Source organism: Alteromonas sp. 5NW40-0090 (genome assembly GCF_057552975.1).
Genome location: NZ_BAAJLT010000016.1, coordinates 51,889 through 71,249, shown reverse-complemented (window position 1 = coordinate 71,249; position 19,361 = coordinate 51,889). Strand labels below are relative to the sequence as shown.

Annotated in this window: 19 protein-coding genes; 13 read left to right on the top strand and 6 right to left on the bottom strand. The window is 44.1% G+C overall.

The features are described from left to right. The first annotated feature begins 24 nt into the window (after positions 1–24). The 3 genes from AC27KT_RS18455 (at position 25) to AC27KT_RS18445 (ending at position 3,347) form a co-directional block, all read left to right on the top strand. Positions 25–1,689 carry a lytic transglycosylase gene (locus AC27KT_RS18455; RefSeq protein ID WP_487132347.1) on the top strand — a complete coding sequence of 555 codons (1,665 nt, stop codon included), beginning with the start codon at positions 25–27 and terminating at the stop codon, positions 1,687–1,689. Between the two features lie 80 nt (positions 1,690–1,769). Continuing rightward, positions 1,770–2,801 carry an ion transporter gene (locus AC27KT_RS18450; protein ID WP_487132345.1) on the top strand — a complete coding sequence of 344 codons (1,032 nt, stop codon included), beginning with the start codon at positions 1,770–1,772 and terminating at the stop codon, positions 2,799–2,801. Between the two features lie 186 nt (positions 2,802–2,987). Continuing rightward, positions 2,988–3,347 (top strand): halomucin, encoded by a 360-nt coding sequence (locus AC27KT_RS18445; RefSeq protein WP_487132343.1) that lies wholly within the window; start codon positions 2,988–2,990, stop codon positions 3,345–3,347. 190 nt (positions 3,348–3,537) lie between these two features. Here the strand turns inward: AC27KT_RS18445 and cysS are convergent, their stop codons facing one another. Further along, the gene (cysS, locus tag AC27KT_RS18440; RefSeq protein WP_487132341.1) at positions 3,538–4,920 is read right to left on the bottom strand and encodes a cysteine--tRNA ligase; all 1,383 of its coding nucleotides are present in this window, start codon (positions 4,918–4,920) and stop codon (positions 3,538–3,540) included. Positions 4,921–5,106: 186 nt separating this feature from the next. On the opposite strand from cysS, the gene AC27KT_RS18435 reads away from it, so the two are divergent. The 5 genes from AC27KT_RS18435 (at position 5,107) to AC27KT_RS18415 (ending at position 9,395) form a co-directional block, all read left to right on the top strand. Beyond that, the gene (locus AC27KT_RS18435; protein ID WP_487132339.1) at positions 5,107–5,598 is read left to right on the top strand and encodes a peptidylprolyl isomerase; all 492 of its coding nucleotides are present in this window, start codon (positions 5,107–5,109) and stop codon (positions 5,596–5,598) included. 126 nt (positions 5,599–5,724) lie between these two features. Continuing rightward, positions 5,725–6,450 carry a UDP-2,3-diacylglucosamine diphosphatase gene (lpxH, locus tag AC27KT_RS18430; RefSeq protein ID WP_487132337.1) on the top strand — a complete coding sequence of 242 codons (726 nt, stop codon included), beginning with the start codon at positions 5,725–5,727 and terminating at the stop codon, positions 6,448–6,450. Between the two features lie 124 nt (positions 6,451–6,574). Continuing rightward, positions 6,575–7,189 (top strand): OB-fold-containig protein, encoded by a 615-nt coding sequence (locus AC27KT_RS18425; protein WP_487132335.1) that lies wholly within the window; start codon positions 6,575–6,577, stop codon positions 7,187–7,189. Positions 7,190–7,207: 18 nt separating this feature from the next. Next, positions 7,208–8,977: a flotillin family protein gene (locus AC27KT_RS18420; RefSeq protein WP_487132333.1), complete on the top strand. Its 1,770-nt coding sequence runs from the start codon at positions 7,208–7,210 to the stop codon at positions 8,975–8,977. Positions 8,978–9,170: 193 nt separating this feature from the next. Next, a complete protein-coding gene (locus AC27KT_RS18415; protein WP_487132448.1) occupies positions 9,171–9,395 on the top strand; it encodes an oxidoreductase-like domain-containing protein in 225 nt (74 codons plus the stop codon). On the opposite strand, the gene AC27KT_RS18410 is transcribed toward AC27KT_RS18415, so the two are convergent. Beyond that, positions 9,392–9,517, bottom strand: coding sequence for a hypothetical protein (locus AC27KT_RS18410; protein WP_487132331.1), 126 nt, complete (start codon positions 9,515–9,517; stop codon positions 9,392–9,394). The genes AC27KT_RS18415 and AC27KT_RS18410 overlap by 4 nt on opposite strands. Positions 9,518–9,789: 272 nt before the next feature. Here AC27KT_RS18410 and gtfA point away from each other — a divergent pair, with 272 nt between their 5' ends. After that, the gene (gene gtfA, locus AC27KT_RS18405; protein ID WP_487132329.1) at positions 9,790–11,286 is read left to right on the top strand and encodes a sucrose phosphorylase; all 1,497 of its coding nucleotides are present in this window, start codon (positions 9,790–9,792) and stop codon (positions 11,284–11,286) included. Between the two features lie 94 nt (positions 11,287–11,380). On the opposite strand, the gene AC27KT_RS18400 is transcribed toward gtfA, so the two are convergent. After that, on the bottom strand, positions 11,381–11,821 hold the full coding sequence (locus AC27KT_RS18400) for a winged helix-turn-helix transcriptional regulator (RefSeq protein WP_487132327.1): 441 nt from the start codon (positions 11,819–11,821) through the stop codon (positions 11,381–11,383). A 198-nt stretch (positions 11,822–12,019) separates the two neighbouring features. Between AC27KT_RS18400 and AC27KT_RS18395 the strand changes: the two genes are divergently transcribed. Beyond that, entirely contained in the window at positions 12,020–13,015 is a 996-nt protein-coding gene (locus tag AC27KT_RS18395) for a YhdH/YhfP family quinone oxidoreductase (protein WP_487132325.1), read from the top strand. Between the two features lie 89 nt (positions 13,016–13,104). On the opposite strand, the gene AC27KT_RS18390 is transcribed toward AC27KT_RS18395, so the two are convergent. Beyond that, the gene (locus AC27KT_RS18390; RefSeq protein ID WP_487132446.1) at positions 13,105–14,118 is read right to left on the bottom strand and encodes a zinc-binding alcohol dehydrogenase family protein; all 1,014 of its coding nucleotides are present in this window, start codon (positions 14,116–14,118) and stop codon (positions 13,105–13,107) included. Between the two features lie 99 nt (positions 14,119–14,217). On the opposite strand from AC27KT_RS18390, the gene AC27KT_RS18385 reads away from it, so the two are divergent. After that, on the top strand, positions 14,218–15,150 hold the full coding sequence (locus AC27KT_RS18385; protein ID WP_487132444.1) for a LysR family transcriptional regulator: 933 nt from the start codon (positions 14,218–14,220) through the stop codon (positions 15,148–15,150). Between the two features lie 7 nt (positions 15,151–15,157). On the opposite strand, the gene AC27KT_RS18380 is transcribed toward AC27KT_RS18385, so the two are convergent. Together AC27KT_RS18380 and AC27KT_RS18375 are read right to left on the bottom strand one after the other, a co-directional pair. Continuing rightward, the gene (locus AC27KT_RS18380; protein ID WP_487132442.1) at positions 15,158–16,666 is read right to left on the bottom strand and encodes a S10 family peptidase; all 1,509 of its coding nucleotides are present in this window, start codon (positions 16,664–16,666) and stop codon (positions 15,158–15,160) included. Positions 16,667–16,964: 298 nt separating this feature from the next. Then, positions 16,965–17,561 (bottom strand): acyl carrier protein phosphodiesterase, encoded by a 597-nt coding sequence (locus tag AC27KT_RS18375; protein ID WP_487132323.1) that lies wholly within the window; start codon positions 17,559–17,561, stop codon positions 16,965–16,967. 179 nt (positions 17,562–17,740) lie between these two features. Between AC27KT_RS18375 and miaE the strand changes: the two genes are divergently transcribed. Next, the gene (miaE, locus tag AC27KT_RS18370; protein ID WP_487132321.1) at positions 17,741–18,523 is read left to right on the top strand and encodes a tRNA isopentenyl-2-thiomethyl-A-37 hydroxylase MiaE; all 783 of its coding nucleotides are present in this window, start codon (positions 17,741–17,743) and stop codon (positions 18,521–18,523) included. A gap of 208 nt (positions 18,524–18,731) precedes the next feature. Beyond that, positions 18,732–19,331: a Yip1 family protein gene (locus tag AC27KT_RS18365; RefSeq protein WP_423078081.1), complete on the top strand. Its 600-nt coding sequence runs from the start codon at positions 18,732–18,734 to the stop codon at positions 19,329–19,331. Positions 19,332–19,361: the final 30 nt, after the last annotated feature.

Here is a 19,361-nt window from a genome sequence, read left to right as displayed (position 1 = left end):
GTGCTCCAAGAGGTTTCTTCATATATGCAGTTGAAGTTTTTTCCTCTATCGCCGTTGTTATTGGCGATAGGTTTAACGGGTTGTCAGTTAACCGAAGACAGTAGCGACAATGCACAGTTACAGAATAATGAAAACGCCTCTTTAGAAGCGTGCAGTGAAATTTATAGCAACGAAGAAGCCATTTCAGATTGTGAATTAGCAAGAGATGGCGTTGTTGAAGTCGTTCACCCGAATGACGATACGCTAGAAGAAGGTGCCGAGCTTACCGATACACCTGACATACATACGCAAGCTGTAGTTACAGACGTTTGGGAACGTGCTAGCGCAAACTTCTCCCTTCCCATCCCTGATGACAAGCGTATTAGCGCCCAACGAAAATGGTATTTGAAACACCCTGAATACATGGCTCGCGTGGTAAAGCGCGCAAAGCCTTTCCTCTACTATATTGCAGAGGAAATTGAAAAGCGCGATATGCCGATGGAGTTAATTCTTCTTCCTGTGGTAGAAAGCGCATTCGATCCTTTTGCCTATTCTCACGGGCGAGCAGCCGGAATGTGGCAGTTTATTCCTGGCACCGGAAAACGATTCGGTATGCAGCAAAATTGGTGGTACGACGGACGTCGCGACGTTGTTGCGTCTACTCAAGGTGCACTTGACTACCTTACATACCTAAATGAAATGTTCGACGGAAATTGGCTTCATGCACTTGCTGCTTATAACAGCGGCGAAGGTCGTGTGCAGCGAGCGATTAAAGCAAACAAACGTGCAGGAAAGCCTACTGATTTCTGGAACCTGAATTTACCCAAGGAAACCCGTGCTTACGTACCTAAGTTATTAGCTCTTGCTGATATTCTTAAAAACAAAGATGAATATGCGTACTCATGGCCAGAAGTGGAAAACGTTGCCGTTATTGAAGTGGTTGATATTGGCTCTCAGGTCGATTTAGCGTTTGCGGCCGAACTTGCCGGTATGTCTTTAAAGGAATTGCATGGGCTAAACCCTGGCTTTAACCGCTGGGCCACGTCGCCTGAAGGACCTCATAGATTAGTACTTCCGCTTGATAAAGCGGCTGCCTTTTCTCAAGCGCTTGCAAAAATTGACCAAAAAGAGCGGTTAAACTGGGTACGCCATTCAGTAAAACCCGGCGATAGCTTAGGTAAGATTGCAAAGCAGTATCACACCACAGTTAAGGTGCTTAAAAAGGTAAATGAGCTAGACTCGTCAATGATCCGTGTAGGACAGGCGATTATGGTACCAGTGGCATTACAAGAGCTAAACAGCTACACACTATCTCAAGAGCAGCGCCTAGCAAGCTTGCAAAATAGCGGAGCGTCTAAGCAAAAAGTACGTCACACCGTTAAATCAGGTGATACGCTATGGGATATTGCTCGTAAGTATAATGTAAGCACGAAACAATTAGCGAAATGGAACGGCATGGCGCCAGGTGATACGCTTCGCTCTGGCAAGACATTAGTGATTTGGCAAGAAGGGAAAGCACAAGACGGCGTTAGGAAGAAACTTACTTATACCGTTAGAAACGGGGACTCATTGTCGCTTATTGCTAGCAAATTTAACGTTAAAGTTAGTGATATCGGTAAGTGGAATTCGCTTAACACCAAGCGCTATCTTCAACCTGGCCAGAAGCTAAAGCTTTATGTAGACGTAACAAGGTTGAATGCATCAAGTTAACCTTTAACACTTAGCGTTCTATATTGTTCATGTCCAACTGCATTTACATCACGCTTTAAGTCAACATACAGGATAAGGAAATGCTAAGAATTAACCGGGAAAATTTGCGAAACAGTCATGAAACGCCTTGGTTAATTTTAGACTTAGTCATGTTAGGTATACTGTTTGTTAACCTAGCATGGCTCATTTTCGATGCCCTTTATGCCACAGACTTTGTTTATGGTGTTTTGGGTACCTATTTCCCTGCATTCCTTAGTGCGTACGACCCTATACACAATAATTTTTTGTTGGTCGATTTAGTTTTTATTGCCATATTTTTCACTGAGTTTTGCTTTCGCTGGATTGTTGCGATTGTGCGTAAAGAACATTTACGCTGGTATTTCTTTCCTTTCTTGCACTGGTACGACATTATCGGCCTCATTCCAACCGGGCCAACTCGTTTATTTCGTTTCCTGCGAATATTCTCTATTCTGCACCGCCTGCACAAATTCGAAATAATCGACTTAAACCAAACTGCCGTCTTTCGTTTTTTTGCCTTTTACTACGATGTCTTCGTTGAAGAGTTAAGTGACCGAATTGTTGTCAAAGTGCTTAGCGACGCGCAAAAAGACATTTCAGCGGGCTCGCCCTTGTTAGACGATATCAATGCCCAAGTACTGGCTCCCCGTCGCCCTGTGATAACTCAATGGATGGCTGGCGTTATCAACCATTTAGGCCAGTCTATTCAAAGCGAAGAGCACGGCGAGGTAATACGAGAACACGTGCGCAAAAGCGTGGGCAAAGCGGTGAGAAGTAATGCACAAGTTTCTTCCCTGCATTACCTACCTGTTATCGGCAAAACCATTGAAAATACGTTGGAAGAGTCAGTTACCGATATCGTGACCACATCGCTGGTTAATCTGTTAAGCGACTTAGACGCAGAGCGCATCGACCATTTCATTTCAGTCGGCATGCACGACTATACCCCTACCGCCGATGCACTTGATAAAGAAGTACTTAACGTTGTAAACGAATGCTTAGAACTGGTGAAAGCGCACGTTGCACAGCAGCGTTGGAAGTCACATCTCACTGAAAAAGAATCGGCTATTCCCACTGGCAAGCCTGAAATTTAATTAATTTGCAAAGCGATAGAGTCAAGGTGAACGCTAGCCAGCATTCTGTTCAGCCATTGTTCATACAAATAAGCTAATATAAAGTCCTTACGAATATAATTATAACGATTAGAGGGACTTATGATGAAAATTAAACGCTGCCGAACGTTCAGTCGCTCATTTAACCACGCAATACTAGTAATTTTTATGGCGGCATTTGCTTCAGGCTGCATGGTGATCTTGCCGACCTCTTCTATATCCACCAATCAAGAGCCTGAAAAAATAGTTGAGCGCATTGAATACAATGCAAACCAATGCTGGTCCACACTGCATCAGCCAATCCATAGCGATATAGTCGTAAACACGTATACAATACAAAACGGCTACAAACTCACGGCCAGTCGTAAAGAAGGGAGCACCCCGCAATATCCTTTTTTACACGTCACCGTTACCCACTCAACCTACGGCAGCGAGGTATCTGTTCGAGAAGGTGAGTTTAACTTGGGCACAGACTTAAATTTAAGTGATGATGTAAATCGATGGATAAATGGCGACAATAGCTGTTAAGACTGATAAGACATCCTATTTTTCAGTATTGAATAGAATAATACTCGTCTTACTACCAAAGCACGCCTTTAACGCGAATAGTTAAGCCCTTGATAAGCTAATCATAGAGGCTATTAATCGTTTCACCCTTACCAAATAAGAAAGCCCGCAAATGCGGGCTTTCTTACTATCAAATAGCACTGGCTGCTAATTAGGCTTTTCGCCAGGTCGTACCGCTTGGGCCATCTTCTAACACTACACCTTTTGCATTGAGTGCATCACGTGCAGCGTCTGCTGCTGCCCAGTCTTTCGCGGCACGGGCATCATTGCGCTGTTTAATTAGCGCTTCAATTTCAGCGGCTTCGTCGTCATTGCCGTCACCGCCTTTCAAGAAGGTGTCTGGGTCGCTTTGAAGCATACCCAAAATTGCGCCTAGCCCCTTAAGAACTGCAGCCAGTTTTCCCGCTTCTTCAGCATTATCTTTTTGACGGTTAAGCTCACGTGCAACGTCGAACAGCACCGAAAAAGCTTCAGGGACGTTAAGGTCATCATTCATAGCCGCTTCAAAACGTCCTAAGTAGCCACCGTAGCCAAGGTCAGTACTTTCATCTACTTCAACACCACGAAGTGCAGTATACAAACGCTCTAGGGCCGCTTTTGCTTGAGTAATGTTATCTTGTGAATAGCTTAACTGGCTACGATAATGCGCCGACATTAAGAAAAAACGCAAGGTTTCTGAATCGTGTTCTTTGAGCACATCGCGCAAGGTAAAGAAGTTGCCTAACGACTTAGACATTTTTTCATCATTTACCTGTACCATACCAGCGTGCATCCACACGTTTACGTAAGGTGTGTCATATGCGCAGCACGATTGAGCAACTTCATTTTCGTGATGTGGGAAGGTTAAATCTGAACCACCTCCATGAATGTCAAAGTGCGCACCAAGGTGCTTGTGGTTCATCGCTGAACATTCAATATGCCACCCCGGACGTCCCTCGCCCCATGGCGATTGCCATGCTGGCTCACCCGGCTTGGTAGTTTTCCACAGTACGAAGTCTAGCGGGTCGTCTTTACCTGCCGCCACTTCAACACGTGCACCGGCTTTAAGTTGATCTAAGTCTTGTTTGCTTAACTTACCGTAGTCTTCATACTTGCTTACATCGAATAGCACATCGCCGCTTTTAGCTTGATAGGCGTAGCCTTTGTCCATTAAACGCTGGATGATTTCAATAATCTCATCCATGTGGCCACTTACTGTCGGCTCAACGTCTGGCTCTAGTAAATTAATTGCCGCAAAGTCTTCGTGCATCATGGCAATAGTGCGTGCAGTTAGCGCTTCAAAGCTTTCGCCATTTTCATTGGCGCGAGCAATAATCTTATCGTCGATATCCGTAATATTACGTACGTACTTCACGTCTAAACCAAGGTGGCGCATGTAGCGTACCAAAACATCGAAACTTAGGTAGGTACGGGCATGACCCATGTGACTTAGGTCATAAACGGTAATACCACACACATACAAACCCACCTTCCCTTCTTGAAGCGGAACAAACTTCGCTTTTTCACGGGTTCGGGTATTGTAAAGATGTAGCATGTCTATATTTCCTATTTGTCGTAATTTTTCGGCCGCAAAGTTTAGCACTGTCACGATTTAAATGGTACAAGCCTTTTACAGCGTTTATCGCCTTGATACCTCTTAACCATCTCTTTGCGCTGGCTACTCGTTTTGCGCTAAAATGAGGGTACATTACATACTTGCTAACACACAGGACACACCACAATGGTTACGTTAAAAACAAATTTCGGTGACATCACACTAGAGCTTTTCGAAGATAAAGCGCCAAAAACCGTCGCTAACTTCCTTTCTTACGTTGAAGACGGCTTTTTTGATAACACTATTTTTCACCGTGTAATTAATAACTTTATGATCCAAGGTGGTGGTTTTACACCAGATATGGACCAAAAAGATACAAAAGATCCTATTGAAAACGAAGCAGACAACGGTGTTGCCAACGAAGTAGGTACTATCGCGATGGCGCGCACACAAGACCCACACTCTGCTACAGCACAGTTTTTTATTAACGTGAACAACAACGACTTCCTTAACCATACTAGCAAGTCTGTCAACGGTTGGGGATACTGCGCATTCGGTAAAGTAACTGAAGGTATGGATGTTGTTGAAAAAATTAAGGCTGTTAAAACCGGTAACAGCGGCTATCACCAGGACGTACCTGTTGAGCCAGTTATTATTGAAAAAGCAGTGGTTGCTTAAGCGGCAACATTAACGCTTAACTAAATATTGGCTTGATTAGTATGTTCTTCAACATGCTTTCGGCCCCTAGTTAAAAGCAAGCCGCGTTACTTTAACGCGGCTTTTTAAACCACAATAAGAAGATTTATGTCGTTCACCTACTTCATTGCCGACTTGCACCTAAGTGCCGACCGCCCTGATATTACAGAATGCTTAATGCGCTTTTTAAAAGAAGACGCGATTAATGCTGATGCACTTTACGTTCTTGGTGACTTGTTTGAAGTTTGGATTGGCGACGACAACGTTACTCCATTTAACACTGCCATAGCATCGGCTTTCAAGGCAGTGAGTCAGCACTGCCCTATTTACTTTATTCACGGTAATCGCGATTTCGCCATTCGTGAAAAGTGGCTATCGAAAGCCGGTATGACATTGTTAAACGAACAAGAGGTCGTGGACCTATACGGCACACCTACCCTGCTTACTCACGGTGACGAGCTTTGTACTCGCGACGTTGCTTATCAAAAGTTTCGTAAAAAATCCCGCGGGTGGTGGTGGCCTCGATTAATGCTTGCCCTACCGTTATGGTATCGCCAGCGTGTTGCGGATAACGGCCGTGCAGAAAGTAAGGCTAAGCAGCAAAGCCTTAAGCCAGATATTATGGATGTAACCCCTGGAGAGGTGGTGAAAGTGATGGAAAAATGGGGTGTGCAACGCATGATCCACGGCCATACACACAGACCCAATATCCACAACCTTAAAGCAAATGGAAAACCTGCCACCCGCGTTGTTCTTGGAGATTGGTATGACCAAGGCAGCGTGTTGAAGGTTACTGAAAATGACGTGATGCTGCAAAAGCATAACTTCAGCTAGCGTAGAAGCGCGACCCATAATTGTTTGTTACAAACTATTCCAACGTACACGTCTTACATGCTGGCTTAATTTTTGTTCTGTGGTATAAAGAATAAAAGCAAGTTAGTCATCATGGACGGTGTAAATGACAGATGTTCTTCTTTCTCCTGCAAATTTCTGGTTCAGCATTGCGCTTATAGCCGTATTTTTCGTTTTTATCTTAGAGCTTGTAAGTACAGTCTTTGGCGCGAGCCTTTTAGGACTTGGCGACGACTTTGCAGAGTTAGATGGCGATGGATTTCTTAATACCTCGTTTGCTAACTGGCTAAATATCAATAAAGTTCCCTTTCTAATTTACTTGATTGTATTGCTTACAATATTCGGACTTGTTGGCCTAATTATAAATGGAATTACAGCAAGTGTACTAAGCTCTACGCTACCCACGCTGCTATCTGTTACCCTCGCTTTTTTTATTGGGCTACTGGTAACAGCAAAAACTGTAAAGATTATTGCAGGCGTATTGCCTAGCGTAGAATCTAGTGCGGTGAACAGCGAGGATTTTATAGGATCCGTAGCCGAAATCACCATTGGAAAAGCAAGCCGCGGTAACCCGGCAGAAGCAAAGTTCACCGACCATTACTCTCAGCCTCATTTTGTGTTAGTTGAACCATTCGAAGATGAAGAATTGTTCGCACAGGGAGAGCGCGTCATTTTAGTTCAGAAAAACCAACACAGCTGGTTAGCAACCCGCTACCTATAACCTAAAAGAGATAAAAGTATGGATACAATTCAACCATCTAGCTTGCCGTCAATACTCTTTATTGCCGGAGCTATCGTCGTAGGGCTTATCGTTATTGGCCTTATATTCGCTAAACTCTACACACGAGCTACAAAAGAAACGGCGTTCGTAAGAACCGGTCTAGGTGGCGAGAAAGTTATCAAGGACGGTGGCGCTTTGGTTCTTCCTGTTGTTCACGAAATCATTCCGGTGAACATGAATACCCTTCGTATAGAAGTAGAGAAAATTCAAAAAGACGCGCTTATTACAAAAGATCGCATGCGTGTGGACGTAAAAGCCGACTTCTATCTACGTGTAGCGCCGAATGCCAACGGCATCTCAATGGCTGCGCAAACGCTAGGTACTCGCACCACCCGCGCTGAAGAAGTTAAAAAATTAATGGAGTCGAAGTTTGTAGACGTACTACGTGCCGTAGCTGCTGAAATGAGCATGACTGAGATGCACGAACAACGTGCTGATTTCGTGCAAAAAGTTCAGCAAAGTGTGGCTAACGACCTTGAAAAGAACGGTTTAGAGCTTGAATCGGTAAGCTTAACCGGATTCGACCAAACAGACCTGCAATTCTTTAACGAAAACAATGCATTCGATGCCGAAGGTCGCGCTCGTCTGACCAAAATCATTGAAGAAAAGCGCAAAGAAACTAACGACATCCAGCAAGAAAACCGTATTTTCATTGAGCAGCGCAACTTAGCTGCTGAAAAGCAGTCGCTTGAAGTAAAACGTGATGAAGAAGAAGCACGCCTAGCCCAAGAGCAAGTTCTTGCTTTTAAACGCCAAGAGCAAAAAGCGGAGATTGCCAAACAACGCGAAATGAAAGAACGAGAAGAGCGTGAGGCAGAAATTGCCAAAAACCGTGCTATTGAAGCGGCTGAAATTGAGAAATCTCGTGAAATAGAAACCCAAGAAATTGCTAAGCGCCAAGCGCTAGAACAAGCGCGTATACGCCAGCAGCAGGAAGTTGAGGTTTCAGAGCAAATAAAACAAATTGCTGTTGCGACTAAGTCGGAAGAAGAGTCTGCAGCACGCGCTAAAGCCGCGGAAGCTGAAAAGCAAAAAGTGGAAAAAGAAGAAGCAGTGCTTACCGCTAAATCGGTAGCAGAAGCTGAGCGTAAGAAGCAAATTGAAGTTATTGATGCGCGTAAAGAAGCTGAACGTGAAGCAGTGGGCATAACCGTTGAAGCACAGGCTAAGAAAGAAGCGGCTGAAAACTCTGCTGCCGCAATTCTTACCGAGGCCAAAGCTGCAGCCGATGCGAAAATGCTACAAGCCGACGCTGATGAAAAAGTACTTGCCGTTGAAGCGCAGGGTAAACAAGCCCTTTACGAAGCTGAGAATACTCTTAAAACCGAGCAAATTGAGCTACAAAAGGCCCTTGCGATGCTCAAGATATTGCCGGAACTTGTTGCACAAGCGGTCAAACCTCTTGAAAACATTGAAGGTATTAAAATTCTCCAAGGGTACGGTCAGGGTAGCGGCGCTAATGGTGAGCATACCGTTGCAACCTCAAGTAACGGCCTTGCAGAGCAAGTAACACAGGCAGCGCTAAATTATCGTGCTAACGCCCCTCTGGTAGATTCTATGCTGCGGGAAGTAGGTTTAGTCGATGCCGACAAAGGCTCTTTAGCAGACTTGGTTACCGGCAACAGCGATATATTGGCTAAAGCCGGTGCAGTTAAGCCTAAGCCCGTTGTGACTGCACCACAAAACCTAAATGGTCAAAAAGTTCAGGAAGAGTACCCTGCTGATTAATTCATTACTAGGGCCTGTTGACCTTTGTTGTACATTTTTGCAGCGGTCTGTGTACCTAGCAAAATAAGATATATAGATACCCCAAGCCCTGTTATTCAACAGGGCTTTTTTGTTTTGCCTCGTTTTTGCGCATAACAGCTGATTTGGCAGTTTCAATTTTAATCACTTCTAGGTATTGTTGACTATTGCCAATATGCTTAGCGCGCTGGATATTTTTCGGAAAAAAAAGGTAAGGATAAATTTCATGGAGTCGCTACCGGAAGAGCCGGAAAAACCATTAAGAGACGATTGTTGCGGCGGGGGGTCGTGCTGCCCTTGTATTTGGGATGTATACTATGAAAAGCTTGCCAAATGGAAAGAGGCAAAACGAGAATTAGAAAAATTAAACAACAGCAACACATCAAACAGTAGCGCTTAGCACTTGTACCAATGCTCTTTTTCAAAACTCACAATGTTCACAACCACTATAGACTGAGCTTTACCATTTAACAGCTCGCCATCGATAAGTTGCTCAAATGCAAAATCGACGTCAATACCCATTGAGGGTAGGCTTTTCCTGTCTCATTTTTGAAACTTCTCATTTACAAATCACCTGTCTGCTGCTATCTTTACTTAATCGATTAAGTTTTAAGTTTATCGTGATTTTTAATCAAACTTTATGAGTCTACGGTAAAAGATTAAGAATTAAGCTAAACCCGTTACATAGTTAACCGTGAACCTATAAGACTGGTAGTGCTTAATTTGTAGTAATGTGTGCTCGCGAAAGACACAAGAAGTACGAGCCAGCACATGCTGAATTTTGGAGAATTATCATGTCTATACGCAATGGCGTTCAACTCATTACCTATGCAGATCGATTGGGCGATGGCAACATCGAGAGCATGACAGCGATACTCGAAGGTCCATTGAACGGACTGTTCACTGGCGTTCACGTCTTACCCTTTTACTATCCATACGATGGCGAAGATGCGGGTTTCGACCCAATCGATCATACAACAGTAGATGAGCGACTAGGCGATTGGAACAACATCAAAAAGCTTGGCGAATCGGTAGACATTATGGCCGACCTCATCGTTAACCACATGTCGGGGCAAAGCGAAGCATTTAAAGACGTGTTAAAAAACGGACGCGAATCGACTTACTGGCCATTATTTTTAACCAAAGAAGACATTTTTAAGGGTAATGACCAAGCGCAAATCGACGAACAAATAGCACGAGTCTTCCGCCCTCGCCCGACGCCATTTTTCAGCGATTACGAAGTAGGTACTGCAACTGATAAGCCAGAAACTGTTCCATTCTGGACTACCTTTACCTCAAATCAGATTGATATTGATGTAGAGTCTCAGCTAGGCAAAGACTATTTATCTTCTATTCTTCAGTCATTCACTGAAAGTAATGTTGATCTTATCCGTTTAGACGCGGCAGGCTATGCCATTAAACGCGCAGGCTCAAACTGCTTCATGCTTGAAGAAACCTTTGAGTTTATTGAAGAACTTTCTAATCGCGCGCGTGGTATGGGCATGCAGTGCTTGGTAGAAATACATAGTCACTATCAAACACAGATCGATATCGCTGCGCGTTGCGACAGCGTTTATGATTTTGCTTTACCGCCGCTTGTATTACATACGTTATTTACTAAAAATGCAGAAGCACTGGCATACTGGCTTTCTATCTCGCCTCGTAACTGCTTTACCGTATTAGATACCCATGATGGCATTGGTATTGTTGATGTGGGCGCAAGTGGTGACAAGCCTGGTCTTCTTAATGCAGACGCGATCAACGCGCTTGTTGAACAAATACATGTGAACTCTAACGGAGAATCTAAAAAGGCTACAGGAGCCGCGGCGAACAATGTAGACCTGTATCAAGTTAACTGTACGTATTACGATGCATTAGGTAAAGATGATTTCGCCTACTTGGTTGCTCGTGCTATTCAGTTCTTTAGCCCGGGTATTCCTCAAGTCTACTATGGCGGTATGCTTGCTGCACACAATGATATGGAATTACTTGCTCGGACTAATGTTGGCCGTGATATAAACCGCCCTTACTTAACAACTTCTATGGTTGAACAGGCCGTTGAAAAGCCGGTGGTTAAAGGTTTAATGAAACTTATATCACTTAGAAACGAAAGCGATGCATTCAATGGCGAGTTTGACGTAAATTACAATAATGACGAACTGGTTCTTTCGTGGAAAAAAGATAGCGATACCGCTTCACTAAACGTTAACTTCAGCGCAATGGATGCGACCATCACCACAGTAACCAATGGTGCAGAAAGTGTATTGTCTATTGGCTCATTGCTATCTTAACATTCGACCGTTTAAAGCTTTAGGTTAAAGTACTTACAGCAAGAAGTAGCGCTTGGCACGTGTTAAGCGCTACTTAAAATGAATATCGTCTCGACTACCTATAGTCGTCATTATATGCCCTGCCCCATTCACACAATTGCCGTAAGGTGGGCTCTAACGTACGGCCTAAATCAGTCAAAGAATATTCAACACGAGGTGGCACTTCAGCAAACACTTTCCGGTTAACTAACCCGTCGCGTTCTAACTCTCTCAACTGCTGTGTAAGCATTTTTTGGGTAACGCCTTGCAGCCTCCTACGCAATTGACTGAAGCGTAGCGTTTTATGACAAAGGTGCCATAAAATCACGCCTTTCCACTTGCCACCTATAATTTCTAGCGACACGGCAACTCCGCAGATGTATTGATTTGGCTCGCCTGCATTTTCTTCGAGAGCCTGACTACAACCTTTATTTTCACTTTTAGAGGCCGCGTTGCTTTTATTGTCTGGCAATACTTCTCTTTCTATGTCCTCAAGGCTTTTTAAATTTACCGTCATGCTCTCTCTCTTAGTTACTTTCTCAATAACGATCTTTGGGTATCAGCCGGTTCCGGCAAACGCATACAAATACTTAATATATTGCCCACAGCGCCAATAGTATCTTTTAGGGTACTACAGTACTAAAAAGTGCATACTTGCGCAAAATTTATATAACGTCACAATGGGAAGCGTAATTTTCGACTTATGGAGACAGGAATGGCAACGTTCAGTGCTTTGCTTGTAGAAAAGCAGGAAAATAAATCGTTCACTCGTAACGTAACGCAGCGCTCACTTGAAGACCTGCCTGACGGTACACTACTCATTCATGTTCATTATTCATCGCTTAACTACAAAGATGCGCTGTCTGCTATCGGCAATCCTGGAGTAAGCAGAAATTTCCCTCATACTCCCGGCATTGATGCAGCAGGCACCGTAGTGTCATGTGATGACAACCGCTTTAAAAAAGGCGACGAAGTTATAGTGACAGGCTATGACCTTGGCATGAATACCGCCGGCGGCTTTGGCGAGTACATTCGAATTCCTAGTGATTGGGCGTTAGCAAAACCCGATGGTCTGACGTTAAGAGAAGCGATGGCCTTTGGCACCGCAGGGTTTACTGCGGGTCTATCGGTGCAAGGTCTAGTCGAAAATGGTGTGACGCCTGACAAGGGTGATATTTTAGTCACTGGCGCCACTGGCGGTGTCGGCTCTGTCGCTGTCGCCCTGCTCGCTAAAGCTGGCTTTTCTGTAGTGGCATGTACCGGCAAAAAAGAACATGAGTCATTCTTAAAAAACCTAGGCGCAAGCAAAGTAATAACTCGCGATGAACTGTTAGAAAACAAAGAGCGCCCTATGCTTAAAGAGCAATACGCCGGCGCTGTCGATACCGTAGGCGGAGAATATTTAGCACAAGCTATAAAAGCAACGCAATACGGTGGCACAGTGACATGCTGCGGTCTTACGGCCTCCGCCGACCTCAACGTAAGCGTATTTCCATTTATCTTACGAGGTGTGTCTTTGCTTGGCATCGATTCGGTTCAGTGCCCTATGCCACCAAGAAAAAGGCTGTGGGGCAAACTTGCCGATGAATGGAAGCTAGAATGCCTTGATGACCTGACAGAAGAAGTCACCCTTAGCGAGGTTAATGAAAAAATTGACGCAATCTTGAAGGGGCAGATTTCTGGCCGTACCTTGGTGAAGGTACAAAACTAAGTTCTGGTCGTTTGCTATGTCAGCGCAATACGAAAAATTCACACCACCAGGCAGCATTGTTATGCTGCCTGCGAGTTTATCTGGTTAAGTTAAAAGCCCTCTAGTACAAACTTTCCAATGGCGCTACCTTCCTCTAGTGCCTTATGCGCCTCTATTAAGTTTGCGGCATTGATTTTACCCAAATGCTTACCTACAGTCGTTTTGATTTTACCCTCATCAATAAGCGACGCCACATGAGACAGCAGACGACTTTGCTCAGCTATATCGTCAGTTTCAAACATTGAACGAGTAAACATAAACTCCCAATGAAGTGATAGGCTCTTTTGTTTAAGTTTTGCTACATCTAAACTTTCTGGATCATCAATGAGCGCTAATTTTCCCTTTGGCTTCATAATTTCCACGTAGGTATCGATGTATTGGTGGGTATTATTTAAACTTGCAACGTGCGTTACTTCACCAACGTTTAATGCCTTTATTTGCTCAGCCATAGGTTGACTGTGATCGACGACATAATCCGCGCCTAATTCCTGTACCCAATTTTTTGAGCTTTCACGCGATGCGGTAGCTATGACGGTCGCCCCTGTTAGGGTTTTAAGCAGTTGCAACATAATTGATCCCACTCCACCGGCTGCGCCGACAACAAGTACAACTTCTTCGCTTTTTTCACTTTGCTGTTTTAATTCGAGATGATCGAACAATAGTTCATAAGCGGTAATAGTAGTAAGCGGAAGTGCCGCAGCATCGCTGTCTGACAGAGACTTAGGCGCTTTACCGACAATACGTTCATCTACTAATTGAAACTCTGCATTTGAGCCTGGTCTAGTAAGATCGCCTGCGTAGTAAACTCTATCGCCAACTGCAAATTTGGTAACATCCGAGCCGATATCAACTACCTCACCTACCGCATCCCAGCCAAGTATTTTAGGTTCACCACCCTCTGGGTTTACTCGCTGACGGATTTTGTAGTCGACAGGGTTAACCGCTATGGCGCTTATTTTAACCAGTAAATCACGACCCGATGCGCTCGGCTTATCAATTTCCAAGTCTACCAACGCATTAGGCTCATTAATATCAAGTGAGTGAGTATAGCCAATAGCTTTCATCATTCGTTCCTCCTTTAAATAATATGCTCATAATACTCTTGATTAAATTTCGATAAACAGCACAATACAAGAAACATTATCAAATATAATTTGAATATTATGCTTCTTGATGACTTGAACGTAGTAATAAAAGTTGCTGAATTCAGAAACATTACCGCAGCAGCAACCCATTTGAATATGCGAACAGCAACAGCAAGTGCGGCCGTAAAACGCGTTGAGCAAACACTTGGCGCAGAATTGTTTGTTCGAACAACTCGCTCACTAAGGCTTTCTTCTGCCGGAGAACGCTTTTTGCCAACGTGCCAAGAAGCCATGTCAATGCTAGCTAATGCCAAGCAGAACTTAAAAGGCGATACAGGCGTGATCGAAGGGGAATTACGTTTGGGTTTATCGTCTGACCTGGGGCGTAATGTCATTGCCCCTTGGCTCGATGATTTTATGGATGAGCACGAGAAAGTAAGCGTAAAACTCAATTTAAACGACAGCAACGTGGACTTTTACCGCGACCCCATCGACTTAGCCTTGCGTTACGGCTCACCCGACGACGCCAGCGTTTACGGCTTCAAAATATGTGACGTGCCACGCTTACTTGTTGCCTCTCCATCTTATATCAATACTAACGGTGCACCTAAAAATTTCGAAGACTTACGAGAGCACAACGGACTGTTTTACCAACTCTACGACAAGGTTTATAACGAATGGGAGTTTGAGCACGAGGGTAAACCTTTGAAGATAAAGATGCAGGGAAACAGAACGGCAAACGACGGCGAAATAGTCAGGCGATGGGCTGTGGCAGGTAAAGGCGTTGCCGTGAAGTCAAGTTTAGATACCTGCGACGATATTTTAAATGGCCGCCTGGTAACCTTGTTACCAGGCTACCATCCAAAACCCACTCAGCTTTGGCTGATATGCCCAAGCCGCCAGTCAATTACGCCAGCGGTCAGGCTATTAAGAGACATGTTAAAAGCGCGTTGCGCTGAATATTTAGCGCAGCTCGAAAAAGCAGGTGCACTTAATTCAAAGTGCAATTAACTTCTCGCTATCGCTGGTACATTGCAGGTGCCCCCGTGCTTGGTGTGCTTTCTTTGATAAATTCACGTAGGTCTTGGTTGGACTGTTTTAAGTCGTCACGACGCAAATACATCATGTGCCCGCTGCGGTATCCTTTAAAGCTTAAACGGTCTTTTAAGGTGCCACTTTGATCAAGCTGCCACATGGTGTATTTGGCATCAAAATAGTTCGTTGCACCATCATAATAGCCAGCTTGAATCATCACATTCAGATACGGGTTTTGCGCCATAGCTAATCGCAAGTTTTCGCCTGTTTGATTATTGCTTCTATCCCACGGGTGTACGTTTCCAAACATGTTGTACTTAATATCTGTTTTGTAGTTCAACTCTTCACGTAAGTAGTAATTAATGGCGGGCGTGAACGAATGAAGCCATGAAGTAAGCTCCGCCCAATAGTCAGGACGGTCGCCACTTTGCTTAGCGTCTATGCCCAAATAGCGACTATCTAGACGCCCTAGCGTCTTCCCTTCATTTCGCAATAAGTCTTTCCAGAAGAAAGCTGTACTTACGTCTAAGTTATTTTGTGCAATAGCCGTTTCACTTAAACCCGAATAACGCGCCATTTGTTTTAGCACATCCCGTTTTTCCGTTTCACCGATGAAGCCCCCCTTGGCCAGAGCAGGAATAAGCGTGTTAATGGTGAAGTCTTCAACTTCAGGCAATAGTTCAGTGAGATCTTTGTTTTGCAACTCCGGCTCAAGTTTATTGTGATACCAGGCAGTGGCAGCAAAGTAAGGCAGTCGATTAGCGGCCTTTACCGGCCCGTTGCGCTCTATACCAATATCAGTTGGCGATACAAGCACAACGCCATTTAGGTACATCCATTGGCGGTTCTGCAGTTCTAGTGCAAGCCCGGAAACACGCGTTGTACCGTAACTTTCACCAATAAGGTATTTAGGCGAGCGCCAACGGTTATTGCGCGTTACGAAAGTATTCACCCAGTCTGCCAAATAGCTAATATCAGCGTTTACGCCGAAAAACATTTTCTGCTGCTCATCTTGCGACGGCATGCTGCCATCAGCTTTAGGCAGTACACGGCTATACCCTGTGTTTACGGGGTTAACAAACACTATGTCAGCCACATCTAAAATAGAGTAAGGATTAGTTTGAACACCATAGGGTTGAACCGGGTAGCCTTCATCGTCGATATTAAGAATACGAGGCCCCGTGTACGCTACATGCATCCACACTGACGCCGAGCCCGGCCCCCCATTGAAGGAAATAATAAGCGGCCGCTTCGTGTTTTCTTTTACGTCAGTACGCTGATAGTAAGTGTAAAACAGCGTCGCAACCGCTTCGTCTTTACTGTTCCAAACTGGTTGAGTACCCGTGGTTGCACTGTACTTTACGCGCTTACCAAGGATCTTAGTTTCGTGCTCTGTGACGATACTGCTATCAATTTCTATTGCGCGAGAATGTGAAGCGACACCTTCTTGTTGTGCTAACGCACTAGCAGTTAAACCAATAAAAGCAATCATGGCGGTTGTTACCAATGCCAATGATCTGTTGAGCAGTGTAAAGTACGATAAGTGTTTACGCTTTTTACGATACTCTCTGAGTAATAAGGGCAATGTAAGTCGAGTAAGGGCTTGAATATTCATCATTATTATCTTTATCTGTCGTTAGATTTTGACGTTTTTTGTCCATAGTACCCGCTAATCAGTGAACTTCGAACACCGTTAACGTAGCATGTTTAAACTATATCGCTGTTTGTCACCCAGCTTAGCAATGAACGACAAAACCACCAATTTCTTCGATACATTTCAGTAATAAGCGTTAAGTGTTATTTAAATTCTCAGGCCCATTACTTCTTATATGTGTGATGAGGTCAGGGAAAAAATCCAAGAACACTTCTTCTATTTCATCTTGGTTTGCACTTATGTCCTCTACGGCATAATGAAATGTGTTAGCGAATCGAATACGCTTCGCGACAACTGCAATCGCCTTGGCAATGCCCTCTTCTTTTGCATAATCCTCAAACCAATCGTGGGTTATCATATGACCCACACTGTGCTGCATTGCTCTAGGCATGATAGGTAATCGCTGTTCTAACAACGCAAAACTCTGTTCCCTGAAATCGTCAAAACCCAGTGTTGTAAATGACGTCCAGTGCTTAATTAACAAGTGATCGAAATAAATATCCAGCGCTACGGGCGCAAAGCGCTGGCGACTTTTATCAAACAACGACTTAGCCGTAAGAACACGAGGGTGGCTATCAGTGAACCTATCGACTTCATAGTGATTTTTAAGACCAAGCTGAACAGCACTGCCAAACGTGCCTATATCAACACCTCGCCTAAAATCACCGAGTAAATTGCCGAAATGAGAATCGGCGGTCGGGCGAGCGAGAAAAAGGTGGGCTAGGTAATTCATTCTTTAAAACATTGGCCTCGATTTAAGTTGTAAGGGCTTGTAGGTATCAAGTAAAATTGGCACTCAATTCAGCACACCGAATTGGTACGCCCACTATTTAATACCGCTGAGACTAGCGGCAGCAGTAGTCAAATTCAAATGTAACTGAAAAACCGTAGCACTTAAAATTGAGTTTCAACATGTCTGTAATATCCACTTCTGAAGTCACGTCTCTACTTTCACCAGTCAATGCCTTTTTACATTGCGAGACACCACAGTCGTGGATAGACGAAGCGCAGAAAGAGGAAAACCTTCGCGTTATCCTTACCGACCACCTAATTTGTGAGTTAAAAGCAGCTCAGTCGGCCATGTACCTACTTCGTCGCTATGTGGCCGATGAGGAAACCAGTAAGGTATTGCTGGGCTGGTTGAAACCTTACGAAGATTTCACTTACCGCCACGAAGGCGATTGGCAGTCGCTTAATACTAAGCACCTTTCCAAAAATGTGTTTAACACTGAAGGGCTAGACCCGTTTAAAAAAGACATGCTAGATAAGATGGTCATGCTAATTAAAGAAGAGCTTCACCATTTCTACCAAGTACTAGAAATTATGCACGAGTTGGGCTTTGAATATAAATCGGTAACATCTAGTCGTTACGCCAATGGTTTGCTGCGTCACGTACGTACTTATGAACCTGAAAAGCTTGTCGATAAACTTATTTGTGGCGCCTATATTGAAGCCCGTTCGTGTGAGCGCTTTGCTAAGCTTGCTCCTTATGTTTCTGACGATTTAGGTAAGTTCTATGTGTCACTATTGCGCTCTGAGGCCAGACACTTTGAAGATTACCTTACCCTTGCTGGGCAAATCGCTAAAACCGATATTTCAGAGCGCGTTGCCCACTTCGGAAGCGTTGAAAAATCGCTGATTGAAAGCGACGACAACGAATTGCGTTTCCACTCAGGTGCACCACGGTTAAGTTAACGCTTTGCATCCGTCTATAAATTAATCAATTTATATTGACGGCTTTGAATTTCTGCTGCACACTCACCTTGTAAATATATTGTTAACGGCAGTATTTAACGCTTTGCGCTGTGTGTGTTTCCTTGGTTTTACGGTTAGTCCGTGTGTTCTCCCTGCCTCACAACAATATTTCTTAAAATAATAACGTTGTTTAACAAGGCAGGACTTTATGATTTTGAATCATTTAATCGGTATTTACACTCATCCAAAAGAAGAGTGGCAAACCATTGACACCAAACACGAAACCTATTTTTACGCACTTACCCATATCGCTTTTATATCTCTTATTCCTTCACTCGTGGCCTATTATTCCAGTGCTCACACGGGCTGGAGTATCGGCGCAGGTGACATAATCCGCCTTAGCGAAAATACCGCAATTATGATGGGCATTGGTATGTACTTTGGCCTAATCGCAGGCGTAGTCGCATTGGCTGTACTTATTCATGAATTGGCGAAAGCGTTTGATGCTACGCCAACTTATACGCAGTCATTAGAGCTTGCTGCATACACTGCTACACCATTATTTATGGTGGGCTTTGCAGGTCTTTACCCAGAACTTTGGGTAGTAATGACAGCACTGTTAGTGGGTATCAGCTACTCAGTATATTTGCTCTATTCTGGCGTACCGATATTAATGCATATGCCTGAAGATAAAGGGTTCATTTATTCAAGTTCTGTAGTGACATGCGGACTAGTACTGCTTGTTATCCTTATGACAGGTTCGGTATTGGTGTGGGGACTTACTGGCGGACCAGTGTTTGTTCACTAACGCTTTCAGTTCAACACTAGATAAAGTAAT

Excerpts from the sequence above, each read along its gene's own strand:
- AC27KT_RS18455 (WP_487132347.1), top strand. The coding sequence starts at position 25 with ATGCAGTTGAAGTTTTTTCCTCTATCGCCGTTGTTATTGGCGATAGGT.
- AC27KT_RS18450 (WP_487132345.1), top strand. The coding sequence starts at position 1,770 with ATGCTAAGAATTAACCGGGAAAATTTGCGAAACAGTCATGAAACGCCT.
- AC27KT_RS18445 (WP_487132343.1), top strand. The coding sequence starts at position 2,988 with ATGGCGGCATTTGCTTCAGGCTGCATGGTGATCTTGCCGACCTCTTCT.
- cysS (WP_487132341.1), bottom strand. The coding sequence starts at position 4,920 with ATGCTACATCTTTACAATACCCGAACCCGTGAAAAAGCGAAGTTTGTT.
- AC27KT_RS18435 (WP_487132339.1), top strand. The coding sequence starts at position 5,107 with ATGGTTACGTTAAAAACAAATTTCGGTGACATCACACTAGAGCTTTTC.
- lpxH (WP_487132337.1), top strand. The coding sequence starts at position 5,725 with ATGTCGTTCACCTACTTCATTGCCGACTTGCACCTAAGTGCCGACCGC.
- AC27KT_RS18425 (WP_487132335.1), top strand. The coding sequence starts at position 6,575 with ATGACAGATGTTCTTCTTTCTCCTGCAAATTTCTGGTTCAGCATTGCG.
- AC27KT_RS18420 (WP_487132333.1), top strand. The coding sequence starts at position 7,208 with ATGGATACAATTCAACCATCTAGCTTGCCGTCAATACTCTTTATTGCC.
- AC27KT_RS18415 (WP_487132448.1), top strand. The coding sequence starts at position 9,171 with ATGCTTAGCGCGCTGGATATTTTTCGGAAAAAAAAGGTAAGGATAAAT.
- AC27KT_RS18410 (WP_487132331.1), bottom strand. The coding sequence starts at position 9,517 with ATGGGTATTGACGTCGATTTTGCATTTGAGCAACTTATCGATGGCGAG.
- gtfA (WP_487132329.1), top strand. The coding sequence starts at position 9,790 with ATGTCTATACGCAATGGCGTTCAACTCATTACCTATGCAGATCGATTG.
- AC27KT_RS18400 (WP_487132327.1), bottom strand. The coding sequence starts at position 11,821 with ATGACGGTAAATTTAAAAAGCCTTGAGGACATAGAAAGAGAAGTATTG.
- AC27KT_RS18395 (WP_487132325.1), top strand. The coding sequence starts at position 12,020 with ATGGCAACGTTCAGTGCTTTGCTTGTAGAAAAGCAGGAAAATAAATCG.
- AC27KT_RS18390 (WP_487132446.1), bottom strand. The coding sequence starts at position 14,118 with ATGAAAGCTATTGGCTATACTCACTCACTTGATATTAATGAGCCTAAT.
- AC27KT_RS18385 (WP_487132444.1), top strand. The coding sequence starts at position 14,218 with ATGCTTCTTGATGACTTGAACGTAGTAATAAAAGTTGCTGAATTCAGA.
- AC27KT_RS18380 (WP_487132442.1), bottom strand. The coding sequence starts at position 16,666 with ATGATTGCTTTTATTGGTTTAACTGCTAGTGCGTTAGCACAACAAGAA.
- AC27KT_RS18375 (WP_487132323.1), bottom strand. The coding sequence starts at position 17,561 with ATGAATTACCTAGCCCACCTTTTTCTCGCTCGCCCGACCGCCGATTCT.
- miaE (WP_487132321.1), top strand. The coding sequence starts at position 17,741 with ATGTCTGTAATATCCACTTCTGAAGTCACGTCTCTACTTTCACCAGTC.
- AC27KT_RS18365 (WP_423078081.1), top strand. The coding sequence starts at position 18,732 with ATGATTTTGAATCATTTAATCGGTATTTACACTCATCCAAAAGAAGAG.